The 19,820-nt window shown below is 53.4% G+C and carries 20 protein-coding genes and 1 tRNA gene; 16 read left to right on the forward strand and 5 right to left on the reverse strand.

Annotated elements, in window-relative coordinates; translation table 11 throughout:
• Nucleotides 1–16: 16 nt before the first annotated feature.
• Nucleotides 17–916 (reverse strand): DMT family transporter, encoded by a 900-nt coding sequence (locus tag F3J38_RS16495; RefSeq protein WP_167140190.1) that lies wholly within the window; start codon nt 914–916, stop codon nt 17–19.
• Nucleotides 917–1,098: 182 nt separating this feature from the next.
• On the opposite strand from F3J38_RS16495, the gene F3J38_RS16500 reads away from it, so the two are divergent.
• Together F3J38_RS16500 and F3J38_RS16505 are read left to right on the forward strand one after the other, a co-directional pair.
• Nucleotides 1,099–1,974, forward strand: coding sequence for an AraC family transcriptional regulator (locus tag F3J38_RS16500; protein ID WP_167140192.1), 876 nt, complete (start codon nt 1,099–1,101; stop codon nt 1,972–1,974).
• 169 nt (nt 1,975–2,143) lie between these two features.
• Nucleotides 2,144–2,377: a hypothetical protein gene (locus tag F3J38_RS16505; RefSeq protein WP_240156019.1), complete on the forward strand. Its 234-nt coding sequence runs from the start codon at nt 2,144–2,146 to the stop codon at nt 2,375–2,377.
• Between the two features lie 142 nt (nt 2,378–2,519).
• On the opposite strand, the gene F3J38_RS16510 is transcribed toward F3J38_RS16505, so the two are convergent.
• Nucleotides 2,520–2,594 (reverse strand) — tRNA-Arg (locus F3J38_RS16510).
• 86 nt (nt 2,595–2,680) lie between these two features.
• Entirely contained in the window at nt 2,681–3,601 is a 921-nt protein-coding gene (locus F3J38_RS16515) for a formate/nitrite transporter family protein (RefSeq protein WP_167140194.1), read from the reverse strand.
• 244 nt (nt 3,602–3,845) lie between these two features.
• Between F3J38_RS16515 and ccmA the strand changes: the two genes are divergently transcribed.
• From ccmA to mlaA, 10 genes are read left to right on the forward strand one after another with little or no spacing between them, the layout of a single operon-like run.
• The gene (gene ccmA, locus F3J38_RS16520; protein WP_167140196.1) at nt 3,846–4,460 is read left to right on the forward strand and encodes a cytochrome c biogenesis heme-transporting ATPase CcmA; all 615 of its coding nucleotides are present in this window, start codon (nt 3,846–3,848) and stop codon (nt 4,458–4,460) included.
• Nucleotides 4,460–5,119 (forward strand): heme exporter protein CcmB, encoded by a 660-nt coding sequence (gene ccmB / locus F3J38_RS16525; protein ID WP_084934550.1) that lies wholly within the window; start codon nt 4,460–4,462, stop codon nt 5,117–5,119. The genes ccmA and ccmB overlap by 1 nt, the downstream gene beginning before the upstream one ends.
• A 55-nt stretch (nt 5,120–5,174) precedes the next feature.
• Nucleotides 5,175–5,915, forward strand: coding sequence for a heme ABC transporter permease (locus tag F3J38_RS16530; protein WP_167140496.1), 741 nt, complete (start codon nt 5,175–5,177; stop codon nt 5,913–5,915).
• Nucleotides 5,912–6,145 (forward strand): heme exporter protein CcmD, encoded by a 234-nt coding sequence (gene ccmD / locus F3J38_RS16535; protein WP_084934552.1) that lies wholly within the window; start codon nt 5,912–5,914, stop codon nt 6,143–6,145. Before F3J38_RS16530 ends, ccmD begins: the two co-directional genes overlap by 4 nt.
• Nucleotides 6,142–6,627 carry a cytochrome c maturation protein CcmE gene (ccmE, locus tag F3J38_RS16540; protein ID WP_167140198.1) on the forward strand — a complete coding sequence of 162 codons (486 nt, stop codon included), beginning with the start codon at nt 6,142–6,144 and terminating at the stop codon, nt 6,625–6,627. The genes ccmD and ccmE overlap by 4 nt, the downstream gene beginning before the upstream one ends.
• The gene (locus F3J38_RS16545) at nt 6,624–8,582 is read left to right on the forward strand and encodes a heme lyase CcmF/NrfE family subunit (RefSeq protein ID WP_167140200.1); all 1,959 of its coding nucleotides are present in this window, start codon (nt 6,624–6,626) and stop codon (nt 8,580–8,582) included. The genes ccmE and F3J38_RS16545 overlap by 4 nt, the downstream gene beginning before the upstream one ends.
• Nucleotides 8,579–9,136, forward strand: coding sequence for a DsbE family thiol:disulfide interchange protein (locus tag F3J38_RS16550; RefSeq protein WP_167140202.1), 558 nt, complete (start codon nt 8,579–8,581; stop codon nt 9,134–9,136). The genes F3J38_RS16545 and F3J38_RS16550 overlap by 4 nt, the downstream gene beginning before the upstream one ends.
• Before the next feature lie 29 nt (nt 9,137–9,165).
• Nucleotides 9,166–9,588, forward strand: a complete 423-nt coding sequence (locus tag F3J38_RS16555) for a cytochrome c-type biogenesis protein (protein WP_205298296.1) — start codon at nt 9,166–9,168, stop codon at nt 9,586–9,588.
• Nucleotides 9,588–10,799 (forward strand): c-type cytochrome biogenesis protein CcmI, encoded by a 1,212-nt coding sequence (gene ccmI / locus F3J38_RS16560; protein WP_167140205.1) that lies wholly within the window; start codon nt 9,588–9,590, stop codon nt 10,797–10,799. The genes F3J38_RS16555 and ccmI overlap by 1 nt, the downstream gene beginning before the upstream one ends.
• A gap of 35 nt (nt 10,800–10,834) precedes the next feature.
• Nucleotides 10,835–11,602 (forward strand): phospholipid-binding lipoprotein MlaA, encoded by a 768-nt coding sequence (mlaA, locus tag F3J38_RS16565; protein ID WP_167140207.1) that lies wholly within the window; start codon nt 10,835–10,837, stop codon nt 11,600–11,602.
• A gap of 32 nt (nt 11,603–11,634) precedes the next feature.
• Here mlaA and F3J38_RS16570 read toward each other — a convergent pair whose 3' ends face one another.
• Nucleotides 11,635–13,146, reverse strand: coding sequence for an MFS transporter (locus F3J38_RS16570; RefSeq protein WP_167140209.1), 1,512 nt, complete (start codon nt 13,144–13,146; stop codon nt 11,635–11,637).
• A 107-nt stretch (nt 13,147–13,253) separates the two neighbouring features.
• On the opposite strand from F3J38_RS16570, the gene F3J38_RS16575 reads away from it, so the two are divergent.
• Nucleotides 13,254–14,150 carry a LysR family transcriptional regulator gene (locus F3J38_RS16575; protein WP_167140212.1) on the forward strand — a complete coding sequence of 299 codons (897 nt, stop codon included), beginning with the start codon at nt 13,254–13,256 and terminating at the stop codon, nt 14,148–14,150.
• A gap of 44 nt (nt 14,151–14,194) precedes the next feature.
• On the opposite strand, the gene fadL is transcribed toward F3J38_RS16575, so the two are convergent.
• Entirely contained in the window at nt 14,195–15,478 is a 1,284-nt protein-coding gene (gene fadL / locus F3J38_RS16580) for a long-chain fatty acid transporter FadL (protein ID WP_167140214.1), read from the reverse strand.
• Nucleotides 15,479–15,836: 358 nt separating this feature from the next.
• On the opposite strand from fadL, the gene F3J38_RS16585 reads away from it, so the two are divergent.
• The 3 genes from F3J38_RS16585 (at nt 15,837) to fadJ (ending at nt 19,740) form a co-directional block, all read left to right on the forward strand.
• Nucleotides 15,837–16,133: a YfcZ/YiiS family protein gene (locus F3J38_RS16585; protein WP_167140216.1), complete on the forward strand. Its 297-nt coding sequence runs from the start codon at nt 15,837–15,839 to the stop codon at nt 16,131–16,133.
• A 167-nt stretch (nt 16,134–16,300) separates the two neighbouring features.
• Nucleotides 16,301–17,611 carry an acetyl-CoA C-acyltransferase FadI gene (fadI, locus tag F3J38_RS16590; RefSeq protein ID WP_167140218.1) on the forward strand — a complete coding sequence of 437 codons (1,311 nt, stop codon included), beginning with the start codon at nt 16,301–16,303 and terminating at the stop codon, nt 17,609–17,611.
• Nucleotides 17,611–19,740 (forward strand): fatty acid oxidation complex subunit alpha FadJ, encoded by a 2,130-nt coding sequence (fadJ, locus tag F3J38_RS16595; RefSeq protein WP_167140220.1) that lies wholly within the window; start codon nt 17,611–17,613, stop codon nt 19,738–19,740. Before fadI ends, fadJ begins: the two co-directional genes overlap by 1 nt.
• The last annotated feature ends 80 nt before the right edge of the window (nt 19,741–19,820 follow it).

Below are 19,820 nucleotides of genomic sequence, written 5' to 3' on the forward strand. Positions count from 1 at the left end.
GCCCGCTCTCGCATTTCTAGGCCAAGCGTAATTTCCGCGCAGTCGGCCAACGCACAAACATCACCATATTCCCTGCCAGAATCATCACCAGCCCGATAATCGCATTACTATGCCACTGGTAACCTTCATAAAAGGTAGACAGCGTCAGAGCGACCAGCGGGAAAAGCAGTGTGCTGTAAGCGGCCTGGCTGGCGCCAATACGACCTACCAAAGTGAAGTAAGCACCAAAGCCCAGCACCGAACCAAAGATGGCCAGATAACTCATCGCACCCATCCACTGTAAGTTGAGGGCCGGGGCCAGTGAATCGCCGTTTAGCAGTGCCAGTATCGCCATCATCATCGCGCCGTACAGCATGGCATAACTGTTGGTGGTGAGCACATCACGCTGGCGACGTTGATGACGAGTAGAGATCATATTGCCCAGTGAAAAGCCCAGTGTGCCCAGTGCGCTGAGACCGATACCCCATAGCAACTGCGGAGCCGGATGCGCCGCCTGAATATCATTCCAGAACAGGGCGACAATGCCGCCAAGACCCAGCACAGCCGCTGGCAACAGGCGAAATGGCGGTCGCTGACGGAAGAATATCCAACTATTCAGCGCGTTATATAGCACCGCCATGGAGAAAATGACGGACTCCAATCCACTGCTGACCCACGCAGCCGCATGGTAGAAACAGACAAAATTAAAGCCAAATACACAACAGCCCTGTAGCAGACAGAATAAGTGATCTTTCTTATCTAAAGGACGCAGGCGTTTGATAACTTTGAGTATCACCAGCATCAATACTGATGCCAGCAGGAAACGCCAGAATACCGCGACCAGCACCGGTGTGCTGCCCGCTTCTTGTTGCAGAAAAATGGCGATCCATGTGGTGCCCCAAATTAACACCACCGCGAGGTACAACATTATGTTCATTACAGATTCTCCAGCACAATCATGCCCTGTAGTTTGTCCGACCTACTGCTCAGCCGCTTGCATGCGTTTGCGCGAGGATTGCAAAATCTTGCGCATTTTTCCCAAGATGTCCTGTGCTGGACTGTCTTCTGTCCCGCGAGATCCGTACACTGAGGGCAATTGAACCCCAGTGGACAGCTTTGATGCCCGATTACCAGACCTTCAACATGTTGCAGCGCCATAAAGCGCAACTGCGCGATAGCGTGCAGTTGACGAGTGGCATTAAGCTGGCGGCCTGGTTTAACAGTGGCGATCGCGTCACTAATCTCAGCGATCACCATACGCTGAGCCTCTATACGGCGGACGGCTACGATACCTGGCATAAAACCCCGAACGGGTGGCGCAACGGTGGGGGGCCGGATCGTTTCTGTCTGATGCCTTCGGGCGTGGAATCGACCTGGGATCTGCGCTCAGATTTGTCATTCGTGCATCTTTACTGTACCGACGAACACTTGCGTCATCTGGGTGAACAAATTTGGGATCGCAGTCCGGCGCAGCTCAATCTGCACGAGAAAATCTTTGCCGAGGATGACCGCATTACGCAGCTTTATCGGCATTTCTTGTTGAGTGTTGACTGGCAGCAACCGGCCAACCAACTGATGCTAAGCAGCGCGTCGACGCTGTTGATGACGCATCTGCTACAGCGTTATAGCGAAGTTCAGTGGCAGGCTCCGCAAGTGCGTGGCGGCTTAGCCCCAGCGGTGCTGCGTCGCGTGCTGGCCTTTATTGATACTCAACTGGACCAACCTTTAACGCTGGCGCAATTAGCTGCCGAAGCCGCCTTGAGTGAGTATCACTTTGCACGTATGTTTCGTTGCAGTGTGGGTGAAGCACCGCATCAATATGTGATGCGCCGCCGCATGGATACCGCATTGCAGCTGTTGAAGTTCAGTACCCTGCCTTTAACGGAGATCGCACTGCGTTGCGGCTTCCACTCCTCAAGCCACTTCAGTAACCGCTTTCGCCAACTCCACGGCGTAACGCCTTCGGTGTGGCGTCAAAGCGCGCATCAGATTTAATTTCGCTGTAATTGACTGAAACAGCCAAGTTTAACTTACGAGAAACGTCTCAGATTCCTTCACTCACAGGCTAAATGTGGTGATTTCCCCTTCGATATAGATACAATGAAAACATTAACGTGTTGTTTTTTATTATGATAATTACATGTTCAACTTATGCGGAGTGGTAATGATGGAAATGCGTATTGAGAAGGTTGAGGCTGATATCGATGAGTTGAAGAAGGATATGTCTATAGTGAAAACCGATATCGCGGTGATCAAATCTAACTACGTCACGAAAGGTGATTTGCATCAGGAGATCGCCAAAATTCATGTAGAGATGATTAAACAAACCAAATGGATTCTGGGTGGCATACTGAGCACGGCTGGAATCAGCCTGGCGATTGCTCGCTGGTTGTTCTGAGGTGTCATAATTGATGCCAACATGAGTAAAAGATGAACAGTCCAAGCCGTCTAACGTTCATTAGGGTGAGAGAATGATTATGCGCATACCTGAAACTAAGGGGATTTTACGAACGAGAGGAGGATGGGAGACGGCTGCTATATGGTGTCCCCTGCAGGAATCGAACCTGCAACTAGCCCTTAGGAGGGGCTCGTTATATCCATTTAACTAAGGAGACGCGGCGCGCAGTATAGCGTACCAACCAGCAAAATTTAACCGTGTAAATCCTGTTTGCTCAATCTATCAGCAATGTCGTGCCGTGTATCACTGTTGTTTCTTCTGCGCTTTCTCTTTGCGCTTCTGCTCAGCCTTCGCTTTGGCCTTTGCCGCTTCGCTCATGTCATTGCGTATTTGCGCATGGCTGATTAAGGCAAAAATGAGCGTGCCGCCGGTAATATTCCCCAGCAAAGTCGGCAGAGCAAAGGGCCAGAAGAACTCATACCAGGGCAGCGTGCCAGCAAATACCAGATAAAGAACCTCCACCGACCCCACCACGATATGCGCCAGATCCCCCAGCGCAACTAGCCATGTCATCATCACGATGACCACAATTTTCGCCGCGCCCGCATAGGGAAACATCCACACCATGGTGGCAATAATCCAGCCAGAAATGACCGCGTTGGCGAACATCTCGCGCGGTGGATTGGCCATCACTTTTTCGCTGATCAAGGTAAAGGCTTGGCGTGTGGCATCGTCAAAGATGGGCATATGATTAAACGCCAGCGCGCCGAGTGCCGTACCAATCAGATTACCCGCCAGTACGACCCCCCAAAGACGCATCAGCAATAAAGCATTCCCACCTGTGGGTTTATGCATCACGGGTAGTACTGCTGTGACCGTGTTCTCGGTGAACAACTGTTGGCGCGCCATAATCACGATGACGAAACCAAAGGTATAACCCAGATTCTCGAGCAAAAAACCGCCCGGCACTTCTGCTAAATGCACGTGGAAAATGCCTTTAGCCATCAGTGAGGCGCTCATGGAAAGCCCAGCGGCTACTGCAGACCAAAGCAATGCCATGCCGTCACGTTCTAACTCTTTCTCACCATCTTGGCGGATCTCTTCATGGATAGCTGCCGCACGTGATGGCAAGGCTTCTTCGTCCACCTCAATCTCTTTTCCTTGCTCTTTTTCCTCACTCTCAACATCGTTGTCATGTTCTGAAATGGATTGTGATGGCTTCATGTTTTCCCCGAGTGATAATGCCAATGCGTAATAAGCGTAGACGGTTTTATCAAGGGCGAAATGTTACTTAGATTCAATTTAAGAGTAACAAGATTTTAACTGAGGCGGTTTTTTGAGCAGATCCTTGAGGTGATGCGCACGAATAACCCCTTTCGGGGAAGTGAGAGCTAACTCACAGACTTCGGCCCACAGATTCATTGTGGTATTATCGCCGCCTTATTTCATAGCTGCGATTCCTTCTTTCATGCTCAATGTTATTAATCTCTCATGCATCCGCGATGAGCGAACCCTGTTTCATGGGCTGAGCTTCCATGTGCACCCGGGTGACATTGTGCAAATTGAGGGCCCTAACGGGGCAGGAAAAACCTCACTGCTGCGTCTGCTGGCCGGGTTAAGCCGGGCAGAGGAAGGTGAGGTGATGTGGCAATCGCAGCCGATTCGTCAGCAGCGTGAGATATGGCATCAAAATCTGCTTTATCTTGGCCATCATCCCGGCGTTAAATCGGTACTCTCTCCCTTGGAAAACCTGCATTTCTGGCATGGGAACCATGATGAAGAGGCGATTTTTGAGGCTTTGGAGCAGGTCAATTTGTTGGGTTATGAGGAAGTGCCTGTCGCGCAATTGTCAGCCGGACAGCAACGTCGTGTTGCGCTGGCGCGTCTGTGGCTAAGCCCGGCAAAAGTATGGATTCTGGATGAACCCCTCACAGCTATCGATAAAGGCGGCGTGGAAAAATTAATGGCCCGCTTCGCGGAACATGCCGATAACGGTGGCGCGGTCATTTTGACGACGCATCAGGATTTGCCTGGAGACGCTGAACGAGTGCGTAAAATTCGTCTGACTTCGGAGTGGGCTTGATGTTAGGCCGAGTGATTCAGCGTGAATTAAAGATCGCTTTCCGCAGCGGCGCAGAGGTGATCAATCCGCTGTGGTTCTTCCTGATTGTTATCACGCTGTTTCCGTTAGGTATCGGCCCGGATCCGCAGCAGCTGGCGCGCATTGCGCCAGGCGTGGCATGGGTTGCCGCTTTATTAGCGTCGTTGCTGGCGCTGGAACGCCTGTTCCGTGACGATTTTCTGGATGGTTCACTTGAGCAATTACTTTTGCTGCCAACGCCATTACCCGTGACGGTATTAGGCAAAGTGATCGCTCACTGGCTGATTACCGGTCTACCGCTGATTTTGCTCTCGCCGCTGGCGGCATTGCTGCTGTCACTGGATTTTTCCGGCTGGCGCGCCATGGCGCTGACGTTATTGCTGGGTACGCCAACCCTGAGTTTCCTGGGGGCCATTGGCACAGGTCTGACGGTTGGGCTGAGGCGTGGCGGCGTATTACTGAGTTTACTGGTATTGCCCTTGTCGATACCGGTTTTAATTTTTGCTAGCGCGGCGATTGATGCCGCCGGCCAAGGGTTGCCTATTGGAGGTTATCTGGCAATTCTTGGCGCGATGCTGGCAGTGAGCGCAACACTTTCGCCGTTTGCAACTGCTGCGGCCCTGCGTATTAGTCTGCACTAATCCTTGCGGCCCCAGAGCAGCAGGATTTTAAATTCTTTAATTGTGAGCTATGCAAATGTGGAAATGGTTACACCAGTGGGGCAAGCCTGAGCGGCTTTACCAACTATGCGGTCGCTTGATTCCGTGGTTCGCGCTGCTTGGCGTGGCGACGCTGCTACTCGGTTGGGTGTGGGGTTTCGGCTTCGCACCAGCAGATTATCAGCAAGGCGACAGCTTCCGAATTATGTACATTCACGTGCCTGCGGCGATGTGGTCCATGGGCGTTTATGCCTCAATGGCGATTGCGGCGTTCATTGGCTTGGTTTGGCAGATGAAAATGGCGGACTTAGTTTCCGCAGCCATGGCCCCAATTGGTGCGGTGTTTACCTTTATCGCCCTGATCACCGGCTCCGCATGGGGTAAACCGATGTGGGGCACCTGGTGGATTTGGGATGCCCGCCTGACCTCTGAACTGGTGCTGCTGTTCATCTATATGGGCGTGATCGCGCTCTATCATTCGTTCGAAGATCGCCGTACAGCAGGGCGTGCCGCGGGTATTCTGATTCTTGTTGGCGTGGTTAACCTGCCGATTATTCATTTCTCGGTGCAGTGGTGGAACACGCTGCATCAGGGCTCCTCCGGCATTCTGCAGCAGGCGATCGCGCCAAGTATGCGTACCCCGCTGCGTTGGGCCATCCTCGGGTATCTACTGGTATTCGGTGCGCTGACGCTGATGCGTCTACGAAACCTGATCTTGTTCACTGAACGTCATCGCCCTTGGGCAATTGATGTGGCTCAGGGAGGGCGCAAAGCATGACGCCAGCCTTCTCGTCGTGGAGCGATTTCTTTGCCATGGGAGGCTATGCCTTTTATGTCTGGCTCGCCGTTATCCTCACTTTGATTCCATTGATCGGTCTGGTGCTGCACACCGTGCTGTTTCGCCGCCGCTTGCTGGCCGAAATTCGCCAGCGTCAATCCAGGGAGCGCCGTATTCGCGACGCCAAATCGAAAAAAGCTGCCAGTGAAGCAGCAGGAGAGTCTGTGTGAATATCCGTCGTCGTAATCGCCTGTATGTCGTCGTGGCGATTTTGGTGGGCCTGGGCTTGGCCACATCGCTGGTGATGTACGCGCTGCGTTCCAACATCGATCTGTTTTACACCCCGAGTGAAATTTTGTATGGCAAAGGTGAGGCGCATCAGATGCCTGAAACTGGGCAGCGACTGCGCGTCGGCGGCATGGTTATGCCTGGCAGCGTGAAGCGTGATCCGAAAACCTTAGCGGTCTCTTTCAAATTGTATGATGCCAATGGCGTGATCAGCGTGAGCTATGAAGGCATCCTGCCGGACCTGTTCCGTGAAGGGCAGGGCGTTGTCGCGCAAGGTGTGCTTGAAAAGGGCAACCTGGTGAACGCCAAAGAAGTGCTGGCCAAGCATGATGAAAAATACACCCCGCCAGAAATTGAAGATGCAATGAAGCAAAACCATAAAGGGCCTGCAGCCGCTTATCAGCAGGCAGGTGCACAATCATGATTCCAGAAATTGGTAGCTTTTTATTGTGTCTGGCGCTGGGATTGTCGCTGCTGTTAAGTGTTTATCCCCTGTGGGGCGCAACCCGTCAGGACGCACGTTTGATGGCAATGGCACGTCCGCTGGCGTGGGGCATGTTTGCTTGTATCGCCGCCGCCTTCCTCGTGCTGGTGCATGCCTTTATCGTCAACGACTTCACCGTAGGTTACGTCGCCACTAACTCCAACACTTTGCTGCCGGTTTATTACCGCATTGCAGCAACCTGGGGAGCTCACGAAGGTTCACTGCTGCTGTGGGTGTTGCTGCTCAGCACCTGGACGGTGGCGGTGGCGATTTTCAGCCGTGGTATGCCGCAAGATGCGCTGGCTCGTGTGCTGTCGGTGATGGGAATGATTAATCTCGGCTTCCTGCTGTTTATCACTCTCACCTCGAATCCCTTTACACGCACCTTACCCAATTTCCCAATTGATGGCAGCGACCTTAATCCGATGCTGCAGGATATTGGTCTGATTTTCCATCCGCCTCTGCTGTACATGGGATACGTTGGTTTCTCAGTCGCGTTCGCCTTTGCCATTGCGTCACTGATGGCGGGACGTCTGGATACCGCGTGGGCCCGCTGGTCGCGTCCCTGGACCACTGCTGCATGGGTGTTCTTGACGATTGGTATCGTGCTCGGCTCGGCTTGGGCCTATTACGAACTTGGCTGGGGTGGCTGGTGGTTTTGGGATCCGGTCGAAAATGCGTCCTTCATGCCATGGCTGGCCGGTACGGCGTTGATGCACTCACTGGCCGTAACGGAAAAACGCGGCAGTTTCAAATCCTGGACGGTACTGCTGGCGATTACGGCGTTCTCGCTTAGCCTGTTGGGTACTTTCCTCGTGCGTTCCGGCGTGCTGGTATCGGTGCACTCGTTTGCTTCCGACCCGGCACGTGGCATGTTCATCCTTGCCTTCCTGGTGATTGTGATTGGCAGTTCGTTGCTGCTCTACGCCCTGAAAGGTGGCAAAGTGCGCAGCCGAGTACAAAGCGAAATCTGGTCGCGTGAATCCTTCCTGCTGGGCAACAACGTGCTGCTGATTGCCGCCATGTTGGTGGTATTGCTCGGGACGCTGTTGCCACTGGTCCACAAACAGCTTGGACTGGGTAGCATCTCTGTCGGTGAGCCGTTCTTCAATACCATGTTTACTTGGTTAATGGCACCTTTTGCCCTGATGCTGGGCATTGGACCGCTGGTGCGCTGGCGTCGTGATGAGTCACAAAAATTGTGGAAACGTCTTGGCGTGGGCCTGTTGGTCACCTTGATTCTGTCCATCGCGCTGCCTTGGCTGTTGCAGGATCGCATTGAGGCGATGACGGTCATCGGTCTGCTGATGGCGATTTGGGTGATTTTGTTGACGCTGATGGAACTGCACGAACGCGCTACGCATCGTCATAGCTTCGTTAAAGGTCTTCGCCATCTGACGCGCAGCCACTGGGGCATGGTGCTGGGGCATCTCGGTGTGGCCGTGACCGTGGTCGGCATCGCCTTCAGCACACAGTACAGCGTAGAACGCGATGTGCGTATGAAGTCGGGCGATACCGTTGACATCCACAACTATCATTTCATTTTCCGTGATGTCCATAACCTGCAAGGGCCCAACTACAGCGGCGGTGTAGCGATTATCGACGTCACCCGCAACGGTAAACCTGAAGCGGTTCTGCATGCAGAAAAACGCTTCTACACCGCGGCGCGTACCATGATGACTGAAGCGGCAATCAGCGGTGGATTCACCCGCGATCTCTACGCCGCGCTCGGTGAAGAGCTGGATGATGGTTCCTGGGCTGTGCGCATTTACTATAAACCCTTTGTTCGCTGGATCTGGTTCGGCGGCGTCTTTATGGCGGTGGGCGGTTTGTTCTGTCTGCTTGACCCGCGCTACCGCTCGCGCAAAAAAGCGCAGCGGGAGGAGCTGGCATGAATAAGAAAATACTGTTTATCCCCCTGGTGTTGTTCCTGCTCCTGGCGGCAGCGTTAATGTGGCAGCTGTCACGTAACGCCAACGGTGACGATCCGACCCTGTTGGAATCCGCTTTGATTGGCAAACCGGTCCCCGTATTTAAGCTTGAAGCGCTCGATAAACCGGGAAAAATCTACGACCAGCAGGTCCTGACCGACGGCAAACCTATTCTGCTGAATGTCTGGGCCACTTGGTGTCCTACCTGCCGCGCTGAGCATCAATACCTGAATACGCTGGCTGAAAAAGGTGTGCGTGTGGTGGGGCTGAATTACAAAGACGATCGCACTAAAGCGGTCACCTGGCTGAATACATTAGGCAATCCTTACGCACTCAGTTTGTACGATGGTGATGGAATGCTGGGTCTGGATCTTGGCGTCTATGGCGCACCTGAAACCTTCCTCATCGATGGTCACGGCATTATTCGTTATCGCCATGCAGGCGATATGAATGACCGCGTATGGAATGAAGAAGTGAAACCGCTGTGGGATAAATACAGCAAAGGAGCGGGCGCGTGAAACGGCTGCTTCTGTTATTTGTGGGCTTGATGCTCAGCACCAGCCTGTGGGCGGCCATCGATACTTATCAATTCGATTCGGTGCAGCAGGAAGAGCAATATCGCGATCTCACTGGCTCACTGCGTTGTCCTAAATGCCAAAACAACAGCATTGCCGATTCCAATGCAATGATTGCCGCCGATATGCGCCTGAAAGTGTATGAGCTGATGAAGCAAGGCCAGAGTCGTCAACAGATCATTGATTACATGGTGGCACGCTATGGCAACTTCGTGACCTATGAACCGCCAGTCACCCCCTCGACGCTGATCCTGTGGGTAGGGCCTGCGCTGTTTGTGGTGCTCGGAGGGTTAATTATTATTCTGCGCAATCGCCGCGGTAAATCGCGTAGCGATCTCGATGACGATGAACAACAACGCCTTGCGGCGATTCTAAAGCGTGACGGGAAGCCGTAATGACTGGATTTTGGATTACCCTGATTATTTTGCTGGTGGCGGCATCCGTGCTGTTCGTCAGTGCGGGCTGGCGTCAGCGTGAAGCCAGCAGTGGCGACCGCGATCGCCTGAACACCGATTTTTATCAGCAACGTCTGCGTGAACTGGAGCGCGATGAAGAAGAAGGCGTCGTGGCAGAACGCCCTGAGATGGTACGTGAACTGCAGCAAACCTTGCTGACCGATGTGCCCACGGAGCACGCTGCACGCATTCATCACAGCAGCCGTTGGATTTTACTGCCGGGTGTGATTGTGCTGCTGCTGGTGTCAGTGGGTTTCTATCTGAAAACCGGCGGATTGGGGCAACTGGCAGGTTGGGTGAGTGTGCAACAGGAGTATCCTGAACTGCGTGCCCGCTTAATGGATCCGAAAGCCACGCCATTGACGATGGAAGAGTTGGCACGTTTACAATTGGGATTGCGTAGTTCATTGCAGAACGATCCTCAGAACCTCAACGACTGGACGATGCTAGGTCGTCTGGGCATGGTACTGAACAATGCCACCAGTGCGAGTCAGGCTTTCCAGCGCGCACTGCAACTGGCGCCAAACAACCTGGAACTGCAGCAAGATTACGCCGAGGTTCTGACACGCTCCAGCGATCCGCAGGATAACCGTCAGGCGAATGTCTTGCTGAAAGATCTGTTAAACCACGATAGCAACAACGTGCGCACGCTGAGTCTGTTGGCATTTAATGCTTTTCAGCAGCAGCAATATGATGAGGCGATAAGCACGTGGCAGGCGATGCTGAAGGTGCTACCGGCAGGTGATAAGCGTATCACTATGATTCAGCGCAGCATTGAACAAGCGAAAACGGATGCAGGGCAGCAAAATAGTCACCTGGCATTGACGGTGAGTTTAGCTCCGCAGGCAGAAAAAATGTTACCGCAAGGCGGAGTGATGTATATTTCTGTGTCTGACGGTGTTTCACCGGTGCCTGTGGCTGTGAAGCGTTTACCGCTGAGCCACTTCCCGTTATCGCTCACGCTGGATGACAGTAACGCCATGATGCAAGACCGCCTACTTTCGGCGCAGCATCAGGTGCAGGTCCGGGTGCGTATCTCGCGCGATGGTAGTGCCAATCCTCAATCTGGGGACTGGTTTGGTCTAAGCGCGGTTACCCCTTGGGATGGTCATCAGCAACTGGCTGTGGAAATTAATCAACAGCAGCCCTGAAGCGATACATTTTTCAACCGCACAGGGAGATAAGAATGAATAACCGCCTGACCGGTCTGGCGCTGGCCAGCTTGCTGCTGGTGGGATGTGCCAGTTCAAAACCGGCGGATCCGACGCAGCCTGCGCAGCGCAGCGATCCGCTCGAAGGCTTTAACCGCACGATGTTTAACTTCAACTACAACGTGCTGGATCCTTATGTCGTGCGTCCGGTTGCGGTTGCGTGGCGCGACTACGTGCCAGTGCCTGCGCGCAGTGGTTTAAGTAATTTCCTGGGAAACCTGGATGAACCTGCCAGCATGCTGAACTCGATTCTGGTGGGAGAGCCGCGTCAGGCGGGGATCCACTTTACGCGTTTCTTCCTCAATACCGTGTTGGGGTTGGGCGGATTTATCGATGTGGCCGGCAAAGCGAATACAGAGTTGGCGCGTGAAGTACCGCACCATTTTGGTAGCACTCTGGGTCGTTACGGTGTGGGCTACGGTCCATACGTGGTGCTGCCGGGTTACGGTAGTTTCACGGTGCGTCAGGATGGTGGCGACTATGTTGATACGCTCTACCCGGTGCTGAGCTGGCTCACCTGGCCAATGTCGATTGGCAAATGGACACTGGAAGGCGTGGAAACGCGTGCACAGCTGCTCGATTCAGATGCAATCCTCAAGCAGCAGCAAGATCCGTATGCCTTTATACGTAATGCCTATTTCCAGCGTAATGACTTCCTCGCCAATGGCGGCAAGTTGAAGCCGGAAGAGAACCCGAACGCCAGCGCGATTCAGGATGATTTAAAAGATATCGATTCACAGTAAAAATCATGGCGACTTTCACAGTCGCCATTTTTTTATGCCTGCTTTACGGGCTGCTTGAGTAATATGCCCACCCACACTGCGCACCCAAGCGTTATCGCTGCCAATCCGTAGAGCAGGATAAAATACGCCTGCTCCACATTGTTTATCAGCAAGGGGACAGGAATCTGGGGCAGCAGTTCATGTGCTTGCAGAACGTGGCTACCCGATAACCATACCGCTGCTTTATCGCGTGTCACGGTGTCCAGAATGGGTAAACTCTGCTGGAGGCCCAGCCGATTGAACAGCGCGAGCAGCGCCATCACTATCGCCAACGCCATCCCTTCACCCGCCACACGCACAGTGTTAAATAAACCTGCCGCCATACCTGCACGTTCAACGGATACCGCCGACACGGCCAGCCCGTCCATTAATCCCCATGGCAATGCGGCACCCATGCCGGTCACAAACATTGAGCCAGCGAGAACGATGAGTCCATCCGTTTTTATCGCATGTGCCATGCCGATTAAACCCAGGGTTGCCAGCAGCAAGCCTGCCACTGAGATTTTCCCCGGATTAAACCAACGTGTTAGCCAAGCCGCAACGCCAGGAAAGATCAACATCGGAGCTGTGAGTGCCAGCAAGATGACCGCGCTTTGTGTTTCGCTAAGATCACGCGCGCCGATTAAAAATAGCGGGATAACAATCAACAGCACTACGTAGCAATAGCAGGTTGCCACCGGCAACAGCAGCACGCCGGCAAAATGCGGCTGACGCAGCAGTGCCAGAGTGAAAACCGGATGGGCGATACGCTGCGTGTGGCGGACAAACAATGCGCCGGCCAGCAGAGTCGTGGCCAACCCGATGAACACCGTCAGTGACAATGGTCCGTATTGCGGTAGCAGGATCAGTGTAGTGGTGACGGCGAGGAGGGCGAGGCTAAACAATGCCGTTCCGCGTATGTCTGCCGGCGCGGATGGCGGGGTCTTCAAGGCAGTGATACTGAGATGTCCCGCCAGTCCGATTACCATTGCCATGGCAGCCAACAGCGCATACACCCAACGCCAGCTGAGCGCATCGGTGATGATGCCCATCACTAGGGGGCCGAATGCCAGGCCAACGCCGAACAAAGTACCTAGTAAACTGAAAACCCGCGTGCGTGCTGGCCCGCTGTAGAGATGCGCCAGCGCCGTGGCACCCCCCGCCAGCGTCAACGCGGCGGCAATGCCCTGCAAGGCACGATAAATGCCGAGTGTTAATGTGCGACTGGTGAGGGCAATCATCAGGGAGCTGACAGCGAATAGCGCCAGTCCGGCGATGAATATGCGCTTATGTTGAAGCTTGTCGGCCGCCACGCCAGCCGCTAATAAGCCACTGCCAAAGGTCAGCATAAAGCCATTGGTTAGCCAGGCGAGCGACAGTGGTCCCCCGTGAAGATCCCTGCTGATTGCGGCGGTGGTCACCACGCCGCCGGTAAAACTCAAAGGGAGTAATAGCGCTGCCAGTAAAATCGCTAAGGTCGCACTGATGTTGACGCCTGAAGAGGAGGTGCTGCTGATTTCCGTCATTGCGTGTCTCGTACAAAATGGAATAGATGACGTAACAGACTATTGCGGATATAAAAGAGGATAAATGGGCTATAACTCCACTCTTTGCGGACGTAAGGTTTATTATCATGGACAGTCTTACCTCATTGAGCGCTTTTGTGCGTACGGCTGAAACACTCAGCTTTGTGCAGGCAGCACAGCTGTTGGGCATTTCTGCCTCTGCAGTGGGGAAAAATGTCGCTCGGCTTGAACAACAGCTTGGGGTAAGACTGTTCAATCGCAGCACACGCAGTGTGAGTCTGACAGCCGAAGGGGCGCTGTTACTGGCACGAACACGTCCCATCCTTGAGCAACTTCGTGACGTTGAAGCGGAGATCACCCAAGCCGTTGCCCATCCAAGTGGCAAACTGCATGTGTCATTACCGGTGGTAGGGTATCGATTGATTACGCCACTGCTCCCGCAATTTCATCAGCTCTATCCTGACGTTGAATTGGATTTTGATTTTAGCGACCGACTGGTCAATGTGATTGATGAGGGGTTTGATGTCGCTATCCGCAGTGGCGAGATGCAAGATTCACGGTTACAGGCGCGTACGCTAGGACCTTTTCGTTTTGTGCTTTGCGCCAGTCCAGACTACCTTGCAGCAAGAGGTGCGCCATCGGTGAGTGCTGACTTGGCACAGCATCACTGCATTTTCTTTCGTTTTCCCGCAACAGGGTTGATTCAACACTGGGAACTGGCGGATCTTCGCGTTACCGGAGATTTCCAGCCCGCTAAATCACTGACGCTAAATAATATCGAAGCGATGGTGCAGAGCACGTTAGCCGGTATGGGTATCAGCTATATCCCTGATTTTGTAGTGCGCGAAGTGCTGGAACAGGGCAAGTTAGTGGAAGTGCTTCCGGGGAGCTGCGTTCGAGAAAGTGGTTTTTCGGCAATCTGGCCGGGTCGCTATCTCTCACCGCGCGTGCGTTGCTTTATTGATTTTCTCGCCGAGCACTGGCCGGTTCCCCGTTGCCAATAAAAACGGCGACATTGCTGTCGCCGCTGTACACACCTTTGTTGGCATCAGAACTTGTAGTTAAAGCCCGCGCCGTACAGCCAAGCTTTGCCGTCGGAGTTAAAGGTATATGAACCTTCTTTGATGGTGACTTTCTGGCCGTGCATGTAGGAAATACCCAAATCAATAGAGGCATCTTCATTGATGGCATAAGATGCACCGGCACTCAGCCACAGGCGATCCTGATCCGGGATGGAGATAGAGCGTTTGTCAGCCGGTACTGGGCTGTCATCAAACGCAATACCGGTACGGAAGGTCCAGTTATCATCATAGAAATAGGTGGTACCCAAGGCGATGCGGTAGGCATCGTGGTAGCCTTCATCTTTGTAGAACAGCGTTTGGCCATTGCTGCCAGTGGCTTTCAGCTCCTGGAACTGACTCCAGCTGGTGTAAGCCATGCTGTAGTGAACTGCCCACTGTGGCGCCACTTTATGCCAGCCAGATATTTCCCACATTTCTGGCAGATTGAGCGTCAACGAACCTGGAATCGTCGCTCCACCGGTACCATAAGGCAGTCCTAACAACTGCGCTTGCGGTAAGGAGTTAACAAAGGTAGGTAAGTCGCTGCGGTAGTTGCCGTCGAAATCGATTTTTACCTCAGAACGGTAGGTAAAGCCGAAGCGGTTGTTTTTGTCCACTTCATACAAAATACCTGCGTTCCAGCCGTATCCCCATTTATTACCGTTCAGGTGTGCCACTTTGGTGTCAGCTGGCAGGCCCAGTGCAGAACCGGCTTCACCGGCATAACGTTCGATTTTGGCTTTGGCATAAACCGCATCAAATCCAAGGCCGAAGCTGAAATGCTCATTCAAACGATAAGCCGTACTGATGTTAAAGTTACCGGTCTGCAGATCGGTTTTACCGCCGTATCCGCCTGCGGTGTAACCATCATTAAACTCTGTTGCCAGGCCATAGTTCGACGTAACAGATGCACCAACCCACCATTGATCGTTAATCGGTTGGACATAATGAATATTGGGCACCCACTGATTCGGCGCAATATTGCTGGCATTCAGGCTGCGTCCGGTAGGGCTTTGGCCCGTAATATTCACATCAGGGTCAATATAAACAGCACCGATAGAGAACGAAGGGCGATCCATCAGTGCCATGGTCGCGGGGTTGCGGCTGGCGGATGCAGCGGTATCGCCCATCGCACCTTCACCCGAATATGCACGACCTAAACCAATTGCTGAGAATTCATTAAGTTGAAAGCCTGCGGCGTAAACTTGGGATGAAATGAGCGCCACTGCAGCTGCCACAGCTGACTTTGCAAACAGGTTCTTATGGTTCATGACCACAACCTCATCTAGATTTATTATTAAACGTTGTTACGTCGCGTAACAAAGGACGGCGGATTGTAGGGACTGACGATAAAGACACATATCAGACCAGTGCGACGAGTATAGGTCCGACCTGTGTATTTGTTGCAATATTGTTTTTTAAATATTTCCAATTTGATCGATAAAATCAGATCTGCTTAACAAAATCTTGTCGGTGCTCATTCAGCATAGCGGTCAAATTTGTTCTGGATCAATTTTTAGTGTGATATTCGTCACTTAGCCGCAGGGAGATAGATGGCAGCCCGCATGGGGCGTACAATTTGCGTTAGGAAATGATCCGCTTGAATTGATTTATCGTCAGGAGAGAGCAATGACTGATGCCATTAAAAAATGCAGTGCTAACGAAACCGCAGCCTGCTGCTGTGTGGATGTGGGCACTGTGATGGACAATACCGATTGTACCGCCAGTTGGTCTGGTGTGTTCGCTGACCGCCATGCCGCGGAGGCGATGTTGGTGCACCTGAGCGACAAAGCGCGTCAGGTGGAATCCGATCCCTGTGATATTCGCTCCGCTTTTATCGAGGAAGCAGCTGGGGTACGCCTCAATGTTGATTTCACCTTTGCTTGCCAGGCTGAAACCCTGATTTTCCAGCTCGGCTTACGCTAATCCTACTGCTGCCGGAAGCCCTTTCGGCAGCGTTTTCTCTTTTTCGTGTCTTCCCTCGCACTTTTTTTCTTCTGTTATTGGCGACTTAGTGACACCTGGTTAACACTGATGATCAGGTCAGACCTGTTTGGCAATGATGCTACGGTCGTAAATTACAGGTGAGTGCAATGAGCAAAGCGCAGCCGCTGCTGACGCGTCAGGGCGAACGTATCGCCATAACCCACGGATTACGCACACCTTTCGCACGTCAGGCGAGTGATTTTCACGGCATTCCGGCGTTAGAGTTGGGACGCATGGTGGTATCTGAGCTAATGGCACGCAGCGAATTACCGGTTGAGGTGATCGATCAACTGGTATTTGGTCAAGTGGTGCAGATGCCGGAAGCGCCGAATATCGCGCGCGAAATTGTTCTCAGCAGCGGGTTGAGTGTGCACACCGATGCCTACAGCGTCAGCCGCGCGTGCGCCACCAGTTTTCAGGCGGTGGCCAATGTGGCGGAGAGCCTGATGGCCGGTACCATTGATGCCGGCATTGCAGGGGGAGCGGATTCCTCTTCGGTACTGCCGATTGGCGTCAGCAAAACGCTAGCACGCGCATTGGTCGATCTCAATAAAGCACGGACCTTCAGCAAAAAACTGCAAATTTTACGCCGTCTGCGTCCGCGCGACCTGTTGCCGGTGCCACCCGCGGTGGCGGAGTTTTCTACCGGGTTGCGCATGGGAGATACCGCAGAGCAGATGGCAAAAACACATGGCATCACGCGCGAGCAGCAAGATGCGCTGGCGCTGCGATCGCATCAACATGCGGCACGCGCCTGGCAGTCCGGTGTATTGGCGCAGGAAGTGATGCCCGCGTTTGTACCACCGTGGAAAGCGCCGATTGAGCAGGATAACAATATCCGCTTCAACGCCAGCGCCAGTGATTACGCCAAACTCCGCCCGGCATTTGATCGTCGCCATGGTTCAGTTACTGCCGCTAACAGCACGCCACTCACGGATGGCGCAGCGGCGATGATATTAATGCGTGAAGGTCGCGCACGTGAGCTGGGTATCACTCCGCTTGGCTATCTACGTAGCTACGCCTTCACCGCAATCGATGTCTGGCAGGACATGCTGCTCGGTCCCGCTTATGCCTCACCGCTGGCGCTGGAACGTGCGGGGATTACCCTCAACGAGTTGACGCTGATCGATATGCATGAGGCTTTTGCTGCCCAAACCCTGGCCAATTTGAAAATGTTCCGCGATGAGCGCTTCGCCCGCGACGTGCTCAATCGGCCGCATGCGCTGGGTGAAGTCAATGAAGAGCGTTTCAATGTGCTGGGCGGTTCGATTGCTTATGGTCACCCCTTTGCTGCGACGGGTGCGCGTATGATCACTCAAACATTGCAGGAACTGCGGCGACGCGGTGGAGGACTGGGATTGGTCACCGCCTGTGCGGCGGGGGGGTTAGGCACCGCAATGGTTCTGGAGGCCGAGTAATGAGTTCATCCGCATTCCATTTACAGATGCGCCTCGATCATGTGGGTGTCATCACCATCGATGTGCCTGGCGAGAAAATGAATACGCTCAAGGCCGAGTTTGTACCACAAATAAAAGCGGTGCTGGCCGAAGCGCGCAGCAACCCGCAATTAGCAGGATTGGTGCTGATTTCGGGTAAGAGCGATAACTTTGTGGCAGGTGCTGATATCAGCATGATTGCCAAATGCCAGACCGCAGAGGAAGCTGAAGGATTGGCACGGCAGGGGCAGGAAGTGATGGCGGAAATTGCCGCGTTACCCTTCCCGGTGGTGGCGGCCATTCATGGCGCTTGCCTCGGTGGGGGGCTTGAACTGGCGCTTGCCTGTAGTGCCCGCATCTGTACTCTGGATGAGAAAACCCGGCTAGGACTGCCAGAGGTGCAGTTAGGTTTACTGCCGGGTTCAGGTGGCACACAAAGGCTGCCAAAGCTGATCGGCGTGCCACAGGCGTTGCCGTTAATACTCAGTGGCAAACAGCTGCGTGCCAAGCAGGCGTTAAAGCTTGGCGTGGTTGACGATGCGGTTCCGCTGTCCATTCTGCTTGAGACAGCAATTGCACAGGTACATAAAGGAAAGGTTTTACGGCGTGAGCTAACACTTCGCGACCGCATCATGCAGGCTCCCTTGGTGCGTTCCTTACTATTTGCGATGGCAAAACGTCAGACCGACAGCAAAACCCAGGGCAATTATCCGGCAACAGATCGCATCCTGCAGGTCGTTCGCATAGGGCTGGATCAGGGCAGCAACGCCGGGCACGCTGCCGAGGCACGTGCTTTTGGTCAGTTGGCGATGACGCAGGAATCAGCCGCACTGCGTAGCCTGTTTTTTGCGTCGACCACCATCAAGAAAGAGGCAGTGGCGGACGCAGAACCACGGCCACTGAAACAAATTGGTGTGCTGGGTGGTGGGCTGATGGGCGGAGGCATTGCCAGCGTCACTGCGCTGAAAGCCGGTTTACCGGTGCGTATTAAAGATGTTGATCTCAACGGCGTGAATCATGCGCTGCAGTACAGCTGGGATCTGCTAAGCCAAAAGGTGAAGCGGCGCCAGATGAAACCTGCTGAACGGCAACAGCAGATGGCTCGCATCAGCGGCGGGACTGATTATCAGGGGTTTAGTCATCGCGATGTCGTGGTTGAAGCCGTATTTGAAGATTTGGCGCTCAAACAGCAGATGGTGGCGGAGGTTGAGAATCACTGCCAACCGCAGACGATTTTTGCTTCTAACACCTCATCGTTGCCGATTGGGGATATCGCAGCCAATGCGCAGCGACCAGAGAATGTGATTGGTCTGCATTATTTCAGCCCCGTCGACAAGATGCCGCTGGTGGAGGTGATTCCTCATGCGGGGACTTCAGCCGCAACCCTGGCAACCACCGTACAACTGGCGCGCCAGCAGGGCAAAACAGCGGTAGTGGTGGCGGATCGCCCTGGTTTCTACGTCAACCGTATTCTCGCACCCTATATAAATGAAGCCATGCGCTGTCTATTGGAAGGCGAACCGGTTGAGCATATTGACAGATCACTGGTGAAGTTTGGTTTCCCGGTCGGACCGTTGCAGTTACTGGATGAAGTGGGTATTGATGTCGGCAGCAAAATCAGTCCCATCCTAAAGCAAGCTTATGGTGAGCGATTTAGCGCGCCAGAAGCGGTGAATGCTATCCTCGCCGACGGCAGAAAAGGGCGCAAAAACAACAAAGGTTTCTACCTTTACACGCGTTCGCGTTGGCCGGGGAAGCGCAAAGTTGATGACAGCCTCTATAGGTTGCTGAATATCAAACCTCAGGCAAAACAGAGTGAAGAGCAGATTGCAGAGCGCTGTGTGATGATGATGCTAAACGAAGCGGCACGTTGCCTTGATGAGGACGTGATCCGCAGTGCGCGCGATGGTGATATTGCTGCTGTGTTTGGCATCGGTTTCCCCCCATTTCTGGGTGGTCCGTTCCACTATATGGATCAACGTGGCGGACTTGACATCACCAACACATTACGCGCATTAATGCAGCAACAGGGGGAGCGTTTTGCGCCCTGTGAAGCATTGATGACATTGTCAGAAACGCAAACGAATTTTTACACTTCTGCACAATCATGAATAGGCGCACAGATTCAGCGGGTTAGTTATGGCGTGATGGAGTAGGTGCTGCGGCGCCATTCTGAGATATGCTTATTTAA

Origin of the sequence: Candidatus Pantoea formicae (genome assembly GCF_011752625.1) — a bacterium.
GTDB classification, from domain to species: Bacteria; Pseudomonadota; Gammaproteobacteria; order Enterobacterales; family Enterobacteriaceae; genus Pantoea; species Pantoea formicae.